Raw genomic sequence first — 17,679 nt, forward strand, 5'->3', positions numbered from 1 at the left:
CCTTGCTGGCGAATGGCAGCCTTACTTCCACACCTGCGGGTTCACCAGGTCGCGCGGGCGCTCGCCCAGCAGTGCCGCGCGCAGGTTGTCGATGGCACGGTTGGCCATCGCCTCGCGGGTTTCGGCCGTGGCCGAGCCCACATGCGGCAAGGTCACCGCATTGGCCAGCTGGAACAGCGGCGAATCGCTCAGCGGCTCTTTCTCGTACACATCCAGCCCTGCACCGCGAATCGTGCCCTGCTGCAACGCCGCCACCAGCGCCGCCTCATCCACCACCGGCCCGCGCGACACGTTGACCAGAAACGCACTGGGCTTCATCAGCTTCAGTTCGCGCTCGCCAATCAGGTGCCTGGTGTTGGCCCCCAACGGCACCACCAGGCACACGAAGTCGGCTTCGGCCAGCAGTTGATCCAGGCTGCGGTACTGCGCGCCCAGTTCCTGCTCCAGCGCGGTCTTGCGGCTGTTGCCGCTGTAGATCACCGGCATGTTGAAGCCGAACCGGCCACGCCGCGCAATCGCCGCGCCAATGTTGCCCAGCCCGACGATGCCCAGCGTCTTGCCATGCACGTCGCTGCCAAAGTGTGCCGGGCCCACGGTGGCTTTCCATTCGCCGGCCTTGGTCCAGGCGTCCAGCTCGGCCACCCGCCGCGCCGCGCTCATGATCAGCGCAAAGCCGAGGTCGGCGGTGCTTTCGGTGAGGACGTCAGGGGTGTTGGTCAGGGCGATGCCGCGCTGGTTGAAGTAGGCCAGGTCGTAGTTGTCGTAACCCACCGACACGCTCGACACCACCTGCAACTGCTCAGCGTTGTGCAACTGCGCTTCGCCCAGCTTGCGCCCCACTCCGATCAGGCCGTGGGCCTGGGGCAGCGCTTCGTTGAACTGGGCATTGATGTCGCCCAGCTTGGGGTTGGGCACGATCACGTTGAAGTCTTGCTGCAGACGCTCGACCATCGGGGCGGTGATGCGGCTGAAGGCCAGTACGGTCTTTTTCATCGGCGAACTCGCTGCGGGCAGGGGAGAATGGGTAGCACGCTATCATTCTCCGCCGCCCCTGTGCAGCAAGATTTCAGGTGGCGATAAGCAGCTCGTGGGTCTTGAGGTCGGCCTCGTGGGCCGCGAGGATCTCCGGCAGCGAGTTGCGCAGGTACTCGACCCAGGTCTTGATCTTCGCATCCAGGTACTGGCGCGAGGGGTAGATCGCGTACAGGTTCAGCTCCTGCAGGCGGTACTCGGGCATCACCCGTACCAGGCTGCCGTCGCGCAGGCCGTCGATGGCCGAGTAGATCGGCAGCACGCCCACGCCCATGCCGCTGCGGATCGCCGCCTTCATGGCATCGGCCGAGTTCACCTGGAAGGGCGCCTGGGTGATGTTCACCACCTCCTGGCCCTCGGGGCCGTCGAACAGCCATTTTTCCAGCGGGATCACCGGGCTCACCATGCGCAGGCAGGCGTGCTTGAGCAGGTCGGCCGGCTTGTGCGCCACGCCGTGGCGCTTCACGTATTCGGGCGAGGCGCACACGATGCTGTAGGTGATGCCCAGGCGCTGCGACACGAAACCCGAGTCCGGCAGCTCGCTGGCGAGCACGATGGACACGTCGTAGCCCTCGTCCAGCAGGTCGGGCACGCGGTTGGCCATGGTCAGGTCGAAAGTCACGTCGGGGTGGGTTTCGCGGTAGCGGGCGATGGCGTCGATGACGAAATGCTGGCCCACGCCGGTCATCGAGTGCACCTTCAATTGCCCGGCCGGGCGCGCATGCGCGTCGCTGGCCTCGGCCTCGGCTTCCTCCACGTAGGTGAGGATCTGCTCGCAGCGCATCAGGTAGCGCTTGCCCGCTTCGGTCAGTGCGATGCGCCGGGTGGTGCGATTGAGCAGGCGGGTTTGCAGGTGCGCTTCAAGATTGGAAACCGCCCGCGACACGTTCGCGGTGGTCGTATCCAGTTGCACGGCAGCGGCGGTGAAACTGCCGACTTGCGCGACGCAACTGAAAGCACGCATGTTTTGCAGGGTGTCCATGGGGCGCTCTCAAGGAAGACGACAGAATTGTGACATGAAGTAACCAAAGCAGTCTTCAGACTAAAGCCGGATTATCGCGGTTTTCGTAACAAAGATTCGCAGTAAAGCACGCTTATCGCCAGTGCGGCGGCCCCCTAGAATTGCGTCACCTAGCGTCATCCACCTTCTAGTCGGGAACTCGCAGCTGTGCCGCGTCGCATCATCAGAGCGCTGAATGCGCTCAGTGTCTGTGCCTTTAGCTTGACCTTGAGCGGCTGTATCGGAACCTGGGGCATCGCCCCGCAAAGCAAGACGCTGCAAGCCAATACCCTGACCACCGACGCGGCCATCCGAGCAGCCGCGCAGGATGCCCACTGGCCCGACCAGCAATGGTGGCAAGCCTATGGCGATCCGCAACTGGCGCGCTGGATCACCCTGGCGCTCCAGGGCAGCCCGACCATGGCCATGGCCGCTGCTCGCGTGCGTGAAGCCAGGGCCATGGCCGGGGTGATCGAGGCCGACGAAAAACTGCAGGTCAACGGCCAGTCCAGCCTCAAGCGCCACAACTGGCCCGAAGACCAGTTCTATGGCCCCGGCGCGCTGTCCGGTGCCAACACCTGGGACAACAATGCCACCCTGGGCCTGAGCTATGCGCTGGACCTGTGGGGCCGCGAGCGCAATGCCAGCGAGCAGGCCGTGGACATGGCCCACATGAGCGTGGCCCAGGCGCGACAGGCGCAGCTCGAACTGCAGAACAACATCGTCAAGGTGTACATCCAGCTGTCGCTGCACTTTGCCCAGCGCGACATCGTCAAGGCCGAGCTGGCCCAGCAGGAGCAGATCCTGGCCCTGGCCGAACGGCGCCTGGCCGGCGGCATCGGCACCCATTTCGAGGTCAGCCAGGCGCAGACGCCGCTGCCCGAAACCCATCGCCAGCTCGACAGCCTCGATGAAGAAATCGCCCTGGCGCGCAACCAGCTGGCCGCGCTGGCCGGCAAGGGCCCGGGCGAGGGCGCGCAGTTGCAGCGGCCGAATCTCTCGTTGGCCACCGCACTCAAGCTGCCGTCGGCGCTGCCTGCCGAGCTGGTGGGGCAGCGTCCCGACGTGGTTGCCAGCCGCTGGCAGGTGGCGGCCCAGGCGCGCGGTATCGATGTGGCGCATGCCGGCTTCTTCCCCAACGTCGACCTGGTCGGCGGGCTCGGCTTCATGGCCACCGGCGGCGGTGCGCTGGAGTTTCTCACCGGGCGCAAGTTCAACTACAACGTCGGCCCGGCCATCAGCCTGCCGGTGTTCGACGGTGGCCGCCTGCGCTCGCAACTGGGCGTGGCCTCGGCCGGCTACGACATCGCCGTGGCGCGCTACAACCAGACCGTGGTCGAGGCCCTCAAGGGGGTGTCCGACCAGTTGATCCGCCGCCACTCGATGGACGAACAGCAGCACTTTGCCGCCGAGTCGGTGGCCTCGGCGCAGAAGACCTACGACATCGCCATGATCGCGTTCCAGCGCGGCCTCACCGACTACCTCAACGTGCTCAATGCGCAGACCCTGCTGTTTCGCCAGCAGCAGATCCAGCAGCAGGTGCAGGCCGCGCGCCTGACCGCGCATGCCGAACTGGTCACCGCCCTGGGCGGTGGGCTGGGCGCCGGCAACGATGTGCCGACGCCGGATAAGCAGGCCGCACCGGCCACCCCGCGCACCCTGGCGGTGTTCGACAAATGAGCGCCATGACCCTGCCGTTTCGCTGGCTGGCATCACTTGAATGGCGTCGCGGCTTCTTCGAATGGGCGCGTAGCGACGGCGTCACCTGGGTGTACATCTTCAAGGTGCTGAGCGCGGCGTTTCTCACCCTGTGGCTGGCCATGCGCCTGGAGCTGCCGCAGCCGCGCACCGCGATGATCACCGTGTTCATCGTGATGCAGCTGCAGAGCGGCCACGTGTTCGCCAAGAGCTTCTACCGCCTGCTCGGCACTCTGGCCGGTTCGTCGGTGATGGTCGCGCTGATCGCGATCTTCCCGCAGAACACCGAGCTGTTCCTGCCCAGCCTGGCGATCTGGGTGGGCATCTGCTCGGCGGGGGCGATGCGCTACCGCAACTTTCGCGCCTATGGCTTCGTGCTGGCCGGCTACACCGCGGCCATGGTCGGCCTGCCGGCCCTGCAGCACCCCGACGGTGCATTCATGGCGGCAGTGTGGCGGGTGCTGGAGATCTCCCTGGGCATCCTGGTGTCGACCCTGGTCAGCGCCGCGATCCTGCCGCAGTCGGCCAGTGCCTCGATGCGCAACGCCCTGTACCAGCGCTTTGGCGTGTTCGCCGGCTTCGTCGCCGAAGGCCTGCGCGGCGACAGCCAGCGCGACCGTTTCGAAAGCAGCAACGTGCGCTTCATCGCCGAGGCAGTGGGCCTGGAAAGCCTGCGCAGCGTGACCGCCTTCGAAGACCCGCACATGCGCCGGCGCAACGGCCGCCTGGGCCGCATGAACAGCGAGTTCATGGCCATCACCACGCGCTTCAACGCCCTGCACCAACTGCTCGAGCGCCTGCGCCAGCGCGGCCCGCTGCAGATCGTCACGGCCATCGAGCCGGGCCTCGACGCCCTGGCCAACCTGCTCGACGGCTATGCCGGGCGCTCGCTGACCCACGCCGATGCCGCGCGCCTGGCCGAGCAACTGGCCGCCTACAAGGACGACCTGCCCGAGCGGGTACGCAGCCTGCGCGCCGCCTACCTCGACACCGCGCCCAGCGACGCCGACCTGCTCGACTTTCACACCGCCTACGAACTGCTGTACCGCTTCGTCGACGACCTGCACAGCTATGCCCAGACCCACGCCTCGCTGGCCGAGCACAGCCACGCCCGTGAGCAATGGGACGAACCCTACGTGGCCCAGACCAACTGGCTGGTGTCGCTGGCCGCCGGCGTGCGGGCCGCGTTCATCCTGCTGGTGCTGGGCAGCTTCTGGCTGGCCACGGCGTGGCCCAGCGGGGCCATGATGACCCTGATCGCGGCGGCCACCGTGGGCCTGTCGGCGGCCACCCCCAACCCCAAGCGCATGTCGTTCCAGATGGCCTGCGGCACCCTGTTCGGCGCGCTGGTGGGGTTCTTCGAAACCTTCTTCGTGTTCCCCTGGATCGACGGCTTCCCGCTGCTGTGCATGGTGCTGGCGCCGGTGTTCGTGGTGGGCGCGTTCCTGGCCTCGCGCCCGGCCTACGCCGGTTATGGCCTGGGCCTGTTGATCTTCTTCTCGACCGGCTCGGTGCCCGACAACCTCACCGTGTACAACCCCTACACCTTCGTCAACGACTACATCGCCATGGTCATCGGCATGCTGGTGTGCGCGGCGGCCGGGGCGATCATCCTGCCGCCCAACAGCCGCTGGCTGTGGAGCCGCCTGGAGCAGGACCTGCGCGGCCAGGTGCTGTTCGCCATCAGCGGGCGCCTGCGCGGGCTGGGCTCGGCGTTCGAGAGCCGTACCCGTGACCTGCTGCACCAGGCCTATGGCCTGGCCGTGGGCCAGCCCCAGGTGCAGAGCAAGCTGCTGCGCTGGATGTTCGTGGTGCTGGAGGTGGGCCACGCGATCATCGAGCTGCGCAAGGAACAGGCGATACTCCCGGTGCACCCGTGCTATGCCGAGTCCCAGCCCTGGCGCCAGGCGATCCGCGTGATGGGCCGGGCGCTGGCGCGGCTGTTCCTGCAGCCCACCGCCAGCAACCACGAGCGTGCGCTGGTGGCAGTGGACCATGCGATCAGCCGCGTGCAGGCCACCGACGAACCTTTTGCCCGGCACTTCGACACCTCGGCTCTGCGCCGGGTGCAGAGCTACCTGCACTTCATCCGTACCTCGCTGCTCGACCCACAATCGCCGCTGGCCCACCTGCCCGCGACGCAAGGACTGCCCGATGCCCCGTGAAATCGCCTTCCACGGCCTGTACATGCCGACCATGACCTTGATGTTCCTGTTCGCCGCAGGGCTTGCCTGGGGGCTGGACCGGTTCATTGCCGGGCATGACGGCTACCGTTTTTTCTGGCACCCGGCGCTGCTGCGCCTGTGCCTGTTCATTTGCCTCTTTGGCGCCATGGCGCTGACCGTCTACCGTTGAGACCCTAGTCGATGAAAAAGTTTTTCAGCCTGATCGCCACCTTGCTGGTACTGGCAGCTGCCGTGGCGATCGGCCGGCAATTGTGGGTGCAGTACATGAACACGCCCTGGACCCGCGACGGGCGGGTACGCGCCGACATCATCAACGTGGCCGCCGACGTGCCCGGCTATGTGGTGGACGTGCCGGTGCGCGACAACCAGCTGGTGAAGAAGGGCGACCTGCTGATCCAGATCGACCCCGAGCACTACGAGGTGGCGGTCAGGCAGGCGCAGGCGCTGGTAGCCTCGCGCAAGGCCACCTGGGAGATGCGCAAGGTCAATGCGCACCGGCGTGCCGACATGGACAACCTGGTGATCTCGCGAGAGAACCGCGACGACGCCAGCAACATCGCCAACTCGGCCCTGGCCGACTACCAGCAGGCCCAGGCGCAGCTGGCGGCGGCAGAGCTGGACCTCAAGCGCACACGCATACTGGCCACGGTGGACGGCTACGTGACCAACCTCAACGTGCACCGCGGCGACTATGCGCGCACCGGTGAGCCGAAGATGGCGGTGGTCGACAAGGACTCGTTCTGGGTCTACGGCTTCTTCGAGGAGACCAAGCTGCCGCATGTGAAGGTGGGCGATCAGGCCGACCTGCAGATGATGAGCGGCGAGGTGCTCAAGGGGCATGTGGAGAGCATCTCGCGCGGCATCTATGACCGCGACAACCCTGAAAGCCGCGAGCTGATCGCCGATGTAAACCCCACCTTCAACTGGGTGCGCCTGGCCCAGCGGGTACCGGTGCGCATCCACATCGACGAGGTGCCCGAAGGCTTCCTGCTGGCAGCGGGCACCACCTGCACGGTGGTGGTCAAGCCGCGCGATTGAGCGCGTGCCGCTGCCATGGCGAACGTTCAGCGGTGCATGAACTGCGGCTCGCGCTTCTCGGCGAAGGCGGCCATGCCTTCCTTCTGGTCTTCGATGGCGAAGGTGGAATGAAACAGCCGGCGCTCCTGGCGTACGCCTTCGCTCAAGGTGGTTTCGAAGGCGCCGTTCACCGCCTCCTTGGCCATCATTGCTACCGGCCCGGAGTAGCCGGCGATCCGCGCCGCGACACGCAAGGCTTCGTTGAGCAGCGCCGCATCGCTCACCACCCGGCTCACCAGGCCGCAGCGCTCGGCTTCGTAGGCGTCCAGGGTGCGCCCGGTGAGCACCATGTCCATGGCCTTGGCCTTGCCGATGAAGTGTGCCAGGCGCTGGCTGCCGCCGGCACCGGGGATGGTCCCCAGCTTGATTTCCGGCTGGCCGAAGCGCGCGCTCTCGGCGGCGATGATGAAGTCGCACATCAGCGCCATCTCGCAGCCACCGCCCAGTGCGTAGCCGGCCACCGCGGCGATCACCGGTTTGCGAAAGCTGGCCAGGCGCTCCCAGTCCACGGTCACGAAGTCGCTGGTGTACACGTCGATGTAGTTGCGGTTGCGCATGGCCATGATGTCGGCCCCGGCGGCGAACACCGTGTCGGTGCCGGTCAGCACCACGGCGCGCACGCTGCGGTCCTGTTCCAGACGGTCGAGCACGCCGGCCAGCTCCGCCGCCAGTTCGGCGCACAGGGCATTGAGCGACAGCGGCCGGTTGAGGCGAATCAGCGCCACCGCGTCAATCTGTTCCAGCAGCAGGTAATCGAGTTTCATCCGTGTAGTCTCGTTCAAGGGGTGAGGGCAAGGGGGCGTCAGAGATGACGCGCATCGACCAGTACCGGGCAACCGGCCTTGTCGATGACTTTGCTGCTGATCGAGGGGTCGAACATGCGGTCCAGCCGCGACAGGTGGCGGTGGCCCATCACGATCAGGTCGCTGCCCAGGCGCTTGGCCTCGGCGACGATGCTCGACACCGGGTCGCCATTGACCAGGTTGCCTTCGGTCTGGAAGCCGCGTTCGCGCAGGTGGGTCACCGCCTGCAGCATGCTCATGTCGGCCACCTGCTGTTCATGGCTGGCCGCCGGGTATTCGGTTTCGTCCTGCGGGCTGATGTGGCCGTCCTGTTCGGGCAGCGCGTAGGCACGGTCGACCGCCAGCAGCACATGCAGGCGATGACGGGTCTGCTCGCAGAACGTGCTGACGGTTTCCAGGATGCCGTGGCTGCGTGGCGAGCCATCGATGGCGATCAAAACGACGCTGTACATGGGGCAGGGTCCACTCACTGTGCAAAGAGCAGCATTCTTGAAAAAAGCATGCGGCGCGGTAAATGGTGCAGCGTGCAATGACTAGTTGCGCCACATGCAGGGGCTGTGAGCGCGGCGGAAACTGTTAAGCTTTGCCCCGGACTCAACGAAGCAATGAATGGATGCTTGCCATGCACTTTCCAGATATGAATTTGCTGGTCGCGCTGGATGCGCTGCTCGATGAAGGCAGTGTGGTCGGCGCGGCGCGGCGGATGAACCTGAGCCCCGCGGCCATGAGCCGTACCCTGACGCGCATTCGCCATGCGGTGGGTGACCCGATTCTGGTGCGCGCCGGCCGCGGCCTGGTGCCCACGCCCAAGGCCATGGCCCTGCGCAGTCAGGTGCGCAGTGTGGTGGAGCAGGCCAACCAGGTGTTCAGTTCCAGTGACGAGGTCGACCTGCAGAGCCTGGAACGGGCCTTCAACCTGCGCGCCAACGATGTATTCATCGCGCCCTTTGCCGCGCCCCTGCTGGAAACCATGCGCGAACAGGCGCCGCACACGGTGCTGCGCTTCGTGCCCGAAGGCGAGGGCGGCGACGAGGACGCCGCACTGCGCGACGGGCGCCTGGACCTGTACATCAGTGCCACGCGCAACCTCGGCCCCGAGATCAAGGTGCAGAGCCTGTTCTCCACCACCTTCGTCGGCCTGGCGCGGGTCGATCACCCGATCTTCGATGACGAGATCACCCCCGAGCGCTTCGCCGGCTACGAGCAGATCAGCGTGTCGCGCCGTGGCCGCGCCGCCGGCCCGATCGATGCGGCGCTGGCCGGCATGGGCCTGCAGCGGCGCGTGGCGCTGATCACCCCGAGCTTTCATTCGGCGATGTTCTCGCTGCCCGACTCCGAGTTGCTGCTGGCGCTGCCCGAGCACGTGCTGATGAGCGTGGCCCGGCTCGGCCTGCCGCTGCGCTCGTTCCGCATCCCGATGGCGCTGGAGGCGGTGACCATCATGCAGGCCTGGCACCCGCGCTTCGACAACGACCCCGCCCACCGCTGGTTGCGCCAGACCCTCAAGGAATGCTGCTCCAGGCACTACGCCTGAGCCCGGGGCAGGCACGCGTTAGCGCGACTTTTGTGGATTGCGTTTGACGCAGCAATAAACTGCGAATATGTCAGTTTTCGTCATCTATTGGCCTCCATAGACTTGCCGGGTACTTAACTACCCGGAGTCCTCCTGCCATGTGTGTGCCTTTTTTCTGCCGTGCTTCAGCGCCTGTGGGCGGGGGCCGGCCATGACGTCGCTGGCGGCCCAGGCGCCCTTGGGGGCCACCCCGGCGCCCGCCGCGGCGCCTGCCAAACCGGCCGCCCCGGCTGCTTTCGGCCTGCGTATCGTGGTGGGCCTGGTCGGCGTGCTGCTGGCGGTGCTGTGCGCCGGCCTCAACGAGATGGTCACCAAGATGGCCCTGGCCGACATCCGTGGCGGGATGCACATCGGCGCCGACGAAGGGGCCTGGCTGGTGGCGCTGTACTCGGCCACCTCGGTGTCGGCCATGGCCTTTGCGCCCTGGTGCTCGGTGACCTTCTCGCTGCGCCGCTTCACCCTGTGTGCCATCGGCGCCTTTGCCGTATTGGGGTTGCTCTGCCCGTTTGCACCCAACCTCGAAAGCCTGATGCTGCTGCGCACCCTGCAAGGCCTTGCCGGGGGCGCGCTGCCGCCGATGCTGATGAGCGTGGCGCTGCGCTTTCTGCCTCCCGGCATCAAGCTCTACGGCCTGGCCGGCTACGCCCTGACCGCAACCTTCGGGCCGAGCCTGGGCCTCCCGCTGGCGGGCATGTGGACCGAGTATGTCGGCTGGCAGTGGGCGTTCTGGCAGATCATCCTGCCCTCGCTGGTGGCCATGGGCTGCGTGGCCTGGGGCCTGCCGCAGGACCCGTTGCGCCTGGAGCGCTTCAAGCAGTTCGACTGGCGCGGCCTGTTGCTGGGGCTGCCGGCCATCTGCTCGATCGTGATCGGCCTGTCCCAGGGCGACCGCATGGGCTGGTTCAACTCGCCGCTGATCTGCTGGCTGCTGGGCGGCGGGGTGGTGCTGCTGGTGCTGTTCATGATCAACGAATGGTCGCACCCGCTGCCGTTCTTCAAGCTGCAGATGCTGCGCAACCGCAACCTGACCCACGCCCTGATCACCCTGGGCGGGGTGCTGGTGGTGCTGTCGGCCGTGATCATCATCCCCACCAACTACCTGGCCCAGGTCCAGGGCTATCGGCCCGTGCACAGCGGCCCTGTGATGCTGCTGGTGGCGCTGCCGCAACTGCTGGCGCTGCCGCTGACCGCGGCGCTGTGCAACATCCGCGCGGTGGACTGCCGCTGGGTGCTGGCCATCGGCCTGGGCATGCTCGCCATGTCGTGCCTGGGCGGCACGCAGATCACCTCGCAGTGGGTGCGCGAAAACTTCTATGTGCTGCAACTGTTCCAGATCTTCGGCCAGCCGATGGCGGTGATCCCGCTGCTGATGCTCGCCACCGGCGGCATGACCCCGCAGGACGGCCCGTTCGCCTCGGCCTGGTTCAACACCATCAAGGGCCTGGCTTCGGTGGTGGCTGCCGGGGTGCTGGAGGCCCTGACCACGGTGCGCCGGCACTTCCACTCCAACATGCTGGTGGACAACCTGGGCAACTCGCCGCTGGCCGCCAGCGATGCGCCGGGGTTGGCCAGGCGCATCCATGAGCAGGCCGTGGTGCTGACCTCGGCCGACCTTTACCTGTGCATGGCGCTGCTGGCACTGGCGCTGATCGTGCTGATTCCCTTTGTGCCTACCCGGATCTACCCGCCGCGTGCAGTGGCCTAGTCCCGTCGAGAGAGAAAGACATGACCTCAAGTAAAACTTCCAGACTCACCCTGATCGCCGTGGCGGTGATCGTCGTCGCCGGCCTGGCCTATGTGGCGCTGCCCGCGCTGTTCGGCAGCGGCGGCACGCAGTCCACCAACGATGCGTACGTCACGGCCGACTACACCGTGGTGGCGCCCAAGGTGTCGGGCTTCATCAAGGCGGTCCACGTCGAGGACAACCAGCAGGTCAAGGCCGGCCAGGTGCTGGCGCAGATCGACGACCGCGACTTCCAGGCGGCGCTGGCCGCCGCCGACGCGCAGTTGCTGATGTCCCGCGCGCAGTACCAGAACGCCCGCGCCACCCTCGAACGCCAGGCTTCGCTGATTGCCCAGGCCCAGGCCACGGTGGCTGCCGACGAGGCGGCGCTGGCGTTTGCCAACCATGAACTGACCCGTCACACCCGCCTGGCCGAGCAGGGCGCCGGCACCGTGCAGAACGCCCAGCAGGCGCGCAGCCGGGTCGACCAGGCCCAGGCACGCCTGGCCAACACCCGTGCGGCGCTGGCCGCGGCACGCAAACAGGTGGACATTCTCACCGCGCAGGTGGAGGCGGCCCAGGGCGGCCTCAAGCATGCCGAGGCCGCGCTGGACCGTGCCCGCCTGGACCTGTCCTACACGCAGATCGTCGCACCCATCGACGGCATGGTCGGCGAGCGCGCCGTGCGCGTGGGCGCCTACGTCAACCCGGGCGCACGGCTGCTCTCGGTGGTGCCGCTGGCACAGGCCTACGTGGTCGGCAACTTCCAGGAAACCCAGCTGACCCACGTGCAGCCAGGCCAGGCAGTGCTGGTGAGCGTGGATACCTTTGCCGGTGAACAGCTGCGCGGCCATGTACAGAGCGTGGCCCCGGCCACCGGCCTGACCTTTGCCGCAGTCAAGCCGGACAACGCCACCGGCAACTTCACCAAGGTTGTGCAGCGCATCCCGGTGAAGATCGTGCTCGACGCCGACCAGCCATTGCTCAGCCGCCTGCGCGTGGGCATGTCGGTGATCGCCAAAATTGATACCCAGAGCCCGGCCAGGGCCCAGGCCGGCAACGAGGTCAGCGCTCGATGAACTTCGCACAGGCTACTTCGCCCTTGCTGCTGGGCGCCACGCTGACCCTCGGCGCCTGCAGCCTGGGCCCCGATTTCGAAGCGCCGCGTTCCACCGCGCCGTCGGCCTGGCCGACCCTGCAGGACAAGGCCGGCCCCAGCCAGCCCGAGGCGACACCGCTGCAGGCGCGCTGGTGGGAGCAGTTCAACGATGCGCAGCTGTCGTCACTGGTACAGCGCGCGGTCGAACGCAACCTGGACCTGCAGGTGGCCACCGCCCGGCTGATGCAGAGCCGCGCGGTGCGCAGCAGCATTGCCTCCGAGCAGTACCCGTCGGTCGACCTGAACGGCAACTACAGCCGCGCCCGCAACAGCGAGGACGGCCTCAACGACCCGTCCGGCAAGAACGGCAAGTCGGCCTTCAACCTGTGGCAGGGCGACTTCACCGCTGCCTGGGAACTGGACCTGTGGGGCCGGGTGCGGCGTGAGGTGGAGGCCGCCGACGCCAGCGTCGAGGTGGCCGAAAACGACCGCCAGGGCGTGCTGCTGTCGTTGCTGGCCGAGACCGCCCACGACTATATCCAGCTGCGTGCGGTGCAGAGCACCCTGGCGGTGATCCGCGAGAACCTCGACGTGTCGCGCCACAGCCTGCGCCTGTCGCAGATGCGCCTGAACGATGGCGTGGCGACCAACCTCGACGTGGCCCAGGCCAAGGCGCAGGTGGCGTCCATCGAGGCGCGCCTGCCCACCCTGGAAGACCGCCAGGCGCAACTGATCAACGCCCTGAGCCTGCTGCTGGCCGAACCGCCACGCAGCCTGCAGAACGAACTGCTGCAACCGGCACCGATGCCGCAGACCGCGCAGCGCTTTGCCATGGGCCTGCCCTCGGAACTGGCCGAGCGGCGCCCCGACATCCGCCAGGCGCAGGCGCAACTGCACGCCGCCACGGCCAGCATCGGGGTGGCCAAGGCAAACTTCTACCCGAGCATCCGCCTGTCGGGCAGCGCGGGGTTCCAGTCGCTGCAACTGTCGGACTTCGGCAACTGGAGTTCGCGCCGGTTTGCCATCGGCCCGCAGTTGAGCCTGCCGATCTTCGAGGGCGGGCGCCTGACCGGCGTGCTCAAGCTGCGCGAGGCGCAGCAGCAGGAAGCGGCTGTGCAGTACCAGCAGGTGGTGCTGCGCGCCTGGCACGAGATCGACGATGTGCTGCGCCTGTACAACGCCAGCCAGCTGCGCCGCGACCTGCTCGACGAAGCGGTGCGCCAGAGCCGGGTGGCGCTGGACACCGCGCGCAACCAGTACGTGGAGGGCGCGGTCGACTTCCTCAACGTGCTGACCGTGCAGAGCGCCTTGCTGGCCAACCAGGAGCAGTGGGTCGAAAGCTCGGCGGCGGTGTCGCTGGCCATGGTCGGCCTGTACAAATCCCTGGGCGGGGGCTGGCAGTCATTTGCCCCACCGGCCCAGGCCAGCGCTGAACTCGATCGAGGGCAGCGGTCAAAGCACCCATGAGGCCTGCGCCGGCCGTGCCCCGGCACGGCCGGCGCCGCGCCGGGGTTCACATGTCATCCAGAAAAGGACGCAGGTATGAATATTTCCTTGCACGGCAAGCGTGCGATCGTCAGCGGCTCCACCGCCGGTATCGGCTTTGCCATTGCCCACGGGCTGGCCGAGGCCGGTGCCGAGGTGGTGGTCAACGGGCGCACCAAGGCCCGTGTCACGCGCGCCGTCGAACAGATCCAGCGCAAGTTGCCGGGGGCCAAGGTCAAGGGCATTGCGGCCGACCTGGGCACGGCCGAGGGGGCGGACATCCTGTTTGCCAAGGAGCCGGAAACCGACATCCTGGTCAACAACCTGGGCATCTTCGAGCCCAAGGGCTTCTTCGAGATCAGCGACGAGGACTGGCAGCGCTTCTTCGAGGTCAACGTGATGAGCGCGGTGCGCCTGTCGCGCCATTACGCCAAGGGCATGGCCACGCGCGAGTGGGGCCGGGTGCTGTTCCTGTCGAGTGAATCGGCGCTGCAGATCCCGACCGAGATGGTGCATTACGGCACCACCAAGACCGCCCTGCTGGCGATTTCCCGCGGGCTGGCCGAGACCCTGGCCGGTACCGGCGTGACCGTCAATGCGGTGCTGCCGGGCCCGACCCGCTCCGAAGGCGTGGGCGGCTACTTCAGCCAGATGGCCAGGGAGCAGGGGGTGGACAGCGAGACGCTGGAGGCCCGGTTCATTGCCGAGCACCGCCCCAGCTCGGTCATCAAGCGCCTGGCCACGGTCGAGGAGGTCGCCAACATGGTGGTCTACCTGGCCTCGCGCCAGGCCAGCGCCACCACCGGCGCAGCCCTGCGCGTGGATGGCGGCGTGGTTCGTTCCATCGCCTGATGCACCCTGCCGCGCCCGGGCGAGCGACTCGCCCGGGCGCGGCCTTCAGCCGGCAATCGCCGGCAGGCTGGCCGGTTGCAGCCCGTAGTCGAACTCGGCGAACAGCCGGGCAAAGCGCTTGAGCGATTCGGGCGCGTCCATGCGTTCCATCACCACTTCGATGAACACCAGCGTGTCGGCCTGTGCGGCCTGGGCCAGCGCATCTTCGAGCTGGTCCTCGGTGTGCACGGTGAAGCTGCGCGAGCGCTCGCGGGTGTCCAGCACGCTGGCCAGTTGCGCATAGCGCCAGGGGTTCACGTCGTTGTAGCTGGCATGCTCGCCCAGGATCAGCCGTTCGATGGTGTAGCCATCGTTGTTGATCAGGAAGATCACCGGCTTGAGGTTGTGCGCCAGAATCGTCGACAGCTCCTGCACGGTCATCTGCAACGAGCCGTCGCCGATGAACAGCAGTTGGCGGCGTGTCGGTGCGGCCAGCAGGCTGCCCAGCAGCGCGGGCAGGGTGTAGCCGATCGAACCCCAGATCGGCTGGGTGATGCAGGTTGCCCCGGTCGGCAGGCGCAGGCCGCTGATGCCCGCCGACGAGGTACCGCTTTCGGCGATGACCAGGTCGTCGGCTTCGATCAGGTGGCCGATGCGCTGCCAGAAGCGCAGCTGGCTCAGCGGCTTGCCCGACAGCGCGGCGAACGCCGGGCTGGCACTGAACGGCGGGATGCGCTGGGCGCGGCGCTCGCGTGCCAGCGCCTGTTGGCCCAGCGCCTGGAGCACCTGGCCCAGGCTCACGGCGGTGTAGTGCTGCCTGGCGATCGAGGCCGCGTAGGCGTGCAACTGGATCAGCGCGCCGTCCATGAAACTGTGGGAGAACAGCGCGGTGCTGGTGTCGGTGAAGCGTGCGCCAAGGCTGATCACGCAGTCGGATTGCTCCAGTGCCGCACGCACGCCGGGCGCGGAGCCGGCACCGGCGTAGGTGCCGAGGAACAGCGGGTGCGACTCGGGCAGCATGGCCTTGGCCGGCGGCAGGCAGGCGAAGGGCAGGTCGAAGCGCTCGATCAGCTCGAGCACCTGGGGCACCAGGCCAAAGCGCGCCACGTCCATGTCCACCAGCAGCACCGGCGAGCTGGCGGCATCCAGGCGTGCCACCAGCGCCCGTACCACCGCCTGCAGTTGCCCCGGCTCGCTGCGCGGCTCGCTCAGTTGCAGCGGCGTGTCGGGCACCTCGATCGGCAGGGTGGCCAGGTCGCTGGGCAGTTGCAGGTACACCGGGCGGCGTTCGCGGTAGCAGGTCTGCAATACGCGGTCGATTTCCATGGCGGCGTTTTCCACGGTGATGCGCGCCTGGGCCACAGTGAACTGGCGCAGGGTCACCATGATGTTGTCGTAGTTGCCGTCGCCCAGGGTGTGGTGCATCAGGGCCCGGTCGATGATCGCGTGCAGCGGCGGCATGCCCGACACCATGATCACCGGCACCCGCTCGGCATAGGCGCCGGCGATGCCGTTGAGTGCACTGAGGTCGCCCACCCCGTAGGTGGTCAGCACCGCGCCGAAGCCCTGGGTGCGGGCGTAGCCGTCGGCCGCGTAGGCCGCGTTGAGTTCGTTGCAGTTGCCGATGAAGTCGAGCGTGGGCAGCGCCTCGACCTGTTCGAGCAGGGTCAGGTTGTAGTCGCCGGGCACGCCGAACAGGTGGCGGATGCCGAATTCCTGAAGGCGGCGCAGCAGAAAATCGCCAATGGTCATGTCCATGAGTAGGGGAGCCTCGTGATCCTTGAGAGAGGGTGCGCCGCTAGGGCTGGCGGCGCAGGTCGATGACGTTGCCGGCCTTGCCTTCGGAACGCTTGAGGGTGTGGCACGGGTGCAGCTGGATGTGGGTGCTGATGCCCACGTGCACCTTGATCTGGTGGCTCAGCTGCTGGCAGGCGGCCTGTTGCTGCTGGGCGCTCAGGCCGCTGTGTTCCGGGCGCAGCTCGACGTGGACGGCCAGCACGTCGAGGTTGCCCTGGCGGCTGACATGCAGCTGGTACACCGGGCTGAACATCAGCAGCTTGAGCAGTTGCTCCTCGATCTGGCTGGGGAACACGTTGACCCCGCGGATGATCAGCATGTCGTCGCTGCGCCCGGTGATGCGGTCGATGCGGCGCATGGCGCGACCGTTGCCGGGCAACAGGCGGGTGAGGTCGCGGGTGCGGTAGCGCACCATCGGTAGCGCTTCCTTGCTCAGGGTGGTCAGCACCAGTTCGCCGAACTGCCCGTCGGGCAGCACCGCGCCGGTGACCGGGTCGATGATCTCGGGGTAGAAGTGGTCTTCCCAGAGTGTCGAGCCGTCCTGGGTGTCGAGGTGCTCCATGGCCACCCCCGGGCCCATCACTTCCGACAGGCCGTAGATGTCCAGGGCCTTGATGCCCAGGCGCTGTTCCAGCTCGCCGCGCATCTGTCCGCCCCACGGCTCGGCGCCGAAGATCCCGGCGCGCAGCGACAGCGACTGCGGGTCGATGCCCTGGCGTTCGATCTCTTCGGCGATGTTGAGCATGTAGGACGGCGTCACCATGATGATGTCCGGCTGGAAGTCCTTGAGCAGCTGCACCTGGCGTGCGGTCTGCCCGCCCGACATCGGGATCACCGTGCAGCCGAGTTTCTCGGCGCCGTAGTGTGCGCCCAGGCCGCCGGTGAACAGGCCGTAGCCATAGGCGATATGGATGCGGTCGCCGCGCCGCCCGCCCGCAGCGCGGATCGAGCGCGCCACCAGCGAGGCCCACACGTCGATATCGTTGCGCGTGTAGCCGACCACGGTGGGCTGGCCGGTGGTGCCGCTGGAGGCATGCAGGCGCAGCACCTGGTCCATCGGCACGGCAAACAGGCCAAAGGGGTAGTGGTCGCGCAACTGTGCCTTGCTGGTCAGCGGGAAGTGCGCCAGGTCGTCGAGGTGCTTGAGGTCGTAGGGGTGCACGTCCAGTGCATGGAACTGCTCGCGGTACCAGGCCACATGGGTATAGGCATGCAGCAGGGTCTGGCGCAGGCGCAGCAACTGGTGCTGGCGCAACTCGTCGAGGCCGGCCTGTTCCAGGTGGTCATCGAACGGTTGGGCGAAGGGCACCGGGGCCAGGGCGGCGACAGGGCTTGCGTGCAGTAAAGTCGATTCGATCGGCATCGGGTCTGTTCT

General features: G+C 67.2%; 15 protein-coding genes. 9 read left to right on the top strand and 6 right to left on the bottom strand.

Annotated elements, in window-relative coordinates:
• Positions 1-21 precede the first annotated feature (21 nt).
• On the bottom strand, positions 22-993 hold the full coding sequence (locus CR917_RS04740) for a D-glycerate dehydrogenase (RefSeq protein ID WP_054914865.1): 972 nt from the start codon (positions 991-993) through the stop codon (positions 22-24).
• A 73-nt stretch (positions 994-1,066) separates the two neighbouring features.
• Positions 1,067-2,014, bottom strand: coding sequence for a LysR family transcriptional regulator (locus CR917_RS04745; RefSeq protein ID WP_043860975.1), 948 nt, complete (start codon positions 2,012-2,014; stop codon positions 1,067-1,069).
• Positions 2,015-2,200: 186 nt separating this feature from the next.
• Here CR917_RS04745 and CR917_RS04750 point away from each other — a divergent pair, with 186 nt between their 5' ends.
• Genes CR917_RS04750 through CR917_RS04765 form a run of 4 tightly spaced genes read left to right on the top strand, consistent with a single transcriptional unit; the run spans position 2,201 to position 6,954 of the window.
• Entirely contained in the window at positions 2,201-3,712 is a 1,512-nt protein-coding gene (locus tag CR917_RS04750; protein ID WP_104571960.1) for an efflux transporter outer membrane subunit, read from the top strand.
• Positions 3,709-5,895, top strand: coding sequence for an FUSC family protein (locus CR917_RS04755; protein ID WP_054914863.1), 2,187 nt, complete (start codon positions 3,709-3,711; stop codon positions 5,893-5,895). Before CR917_RS04750 ends, CR917_RS04755 begins: the two co-directional genes overlap by 4 nt.
• Complete coding sequence (locus CR917_RS04760) at positions 5,885-6,085, top strand: DUF1656 domain-containing protein (RefSeq protein WP_043860978.1); 201 nt, start codon at positions 5,885-5,887, stop codon at positions 6,083-6,085. The genes CR917_RS04755 and CR917_RS04760 overlap by 11 nt, the downstream gene beginning before the upstream one ends.
• An 11-nt stretch (positions 6,086-6,096) precedes the next feature.
• Positions 6,097-6,954 carry an HlyD family secretion protein gene (locus CR917_RS04765; protein WP_043860979.1) on the top strand — a complete coding sequence of 286 codons (858 nt, stop codon included), beginning with the start codon at positions 6,097-6,099 and terminating at the stop codon, positions 6,952-6,954.
• A gap of 26 nt (positions 6,955-6,980) precedes the next feature.
• Here the strand turns inward: CR917_RS04765 and CR917_RS04770 are convergent, their stop codons facing one another.
• Both CR917_RS04770 and CR917_RS04775 read right to left on the bottom strand, forming a co-directional pair.
• Positions 6,981-7,757, bottom strand: a complete 777-nt coding sequence (locus CR917_RS04770; protein ID WP_104571961.1) for an enoyl-CoA hydratase — start codon at positions 7,755-7,757, stop codon at positions 6,981-6,983.
• Positions 7,758-7,795: 38 nt separating this feature from the next.
• Positions 7,796-8,248 (bottom strand): universal stress protein, encoded by a 453-nt coding sequence (locus CR917_RS04775; protein ID WP_043860981.1) that lies wholly within the window; start codon positions 8,246-8,248, stop codon positions 7,796-7,798.
• A gap of 170 nt (positions 8,249-8,418) precedes the next feature.
• Between CR917_RS04775 and CR917_RS04780 the strand changes: the two genes are divergently transcribed.
• The 5 genes from CR917_RS04780 to CR917_RS04800 all read left to right on the top strand — a co-directional run bounded on the left by CR917_RS04780 (position 8,419) and on the right by CR917_RS04800 (position 14,528).
• Positions 8,419-9,330, top strand: a complete 912-nt coding sequence (locus CR917_RS04780) for a LysR family transcriptional regulator (protein WP_043860982.1) — start codon at positions 8,419-8,421, stop codon at positions 9,328-9,330.
• Between the two features lie 190 nt (positions 9,331-9,520).
• Entirely contained in the window at positions 9,521-11,074 is a 1,554-nt protein-coding gene (locus tag CR917_RS04785; protein ID WP_043860983.1) for an MFS transporter, read from the top strand.
• A gap of 20 nt (positions 11,075-11,094) precedes the next feature.
• A complete protein-coding gene (locus CR917_RS04790) occupies positions 11,095-12,171 on the top strand; it encodes an HlyD family secretion protein (protein WP_043860984.1) in 1,077 nt (358 codons plus the stop codon).
• Positions 12,168-13,658: an efflux transporter outer membrane subunit gene (locus CR917_RS04795; RefSeq protein ID WP_054914860.1), complete on the top strand. Its 1,491-nt coding sequence runs from the start codon at positions 12,168-12,170 to the stop codon at positions 13,656-13,658. Before CR917_RS04790 ends, CR917_RS04795 begins: the two co-directional genes overlap by 4 nt.
• A 75-nt stretch (positions 13,659-13,733) precedes the next feature.
• Positions 13,734-14,528 carry an SDR family NAD(P)-dependent oxidoreductase gene (locus CR917_RS04800; protein WP_043860986.1) on the top strand — a complete coding sequence of 265 codons (795 nt, stop codon included), beginning with the start codon at positions 13,734-13,736 and terminating at the stop codon, positions 14,526-14,528.
• A gap of 45 nt (positions 14,529-14,573) precedes the next feature.
• Here the strand turns inward: CR917_RS04800 and CR917_RS04805 are convergent, their stop codons facing one another.
• Together CR917_RS04805 and paaK are read right to left on the bottom strand one after the other, a co-directional pair.
• On the bottom strand, positions 14,574-16,265 hold the full coding sequence (locus tag CR917_RS04805) for an alpha-keto acid decarboxylase family protein (protein ID WP_043860987.1): 1,692 nt from the start codon (positions 16,263-16,265) through the stop codon (positions 14,574-14,576).
• A gap of 40 nt (positions 16,266-16,305) precedes the next feature.
• Entirely contained in the window at positions 16,306-17,667 is a 1,362-nt protein-coding gene (gene paaK, locus CR917_RS04810; RefSeq protein ID WP_104571962.1) for a phenylacetate--CoA ligase PaaK, read from the bottom strand.
• Between the last annotated feature and the right edge of the window lie 12 nt (positions 17,668-17,679).

This window comes from Pseudomonas sp. BRM28 (genome assembly GCF_002939405.1).
GTDB classification, from domain to species: domain Bacteria; phylum Pseudomonadota; class Gammaproteobacteria; order Pseudomonadales; family Pseudomonadaceae; genus Aquipseudomonas; species Aquipseudomonas palmensis.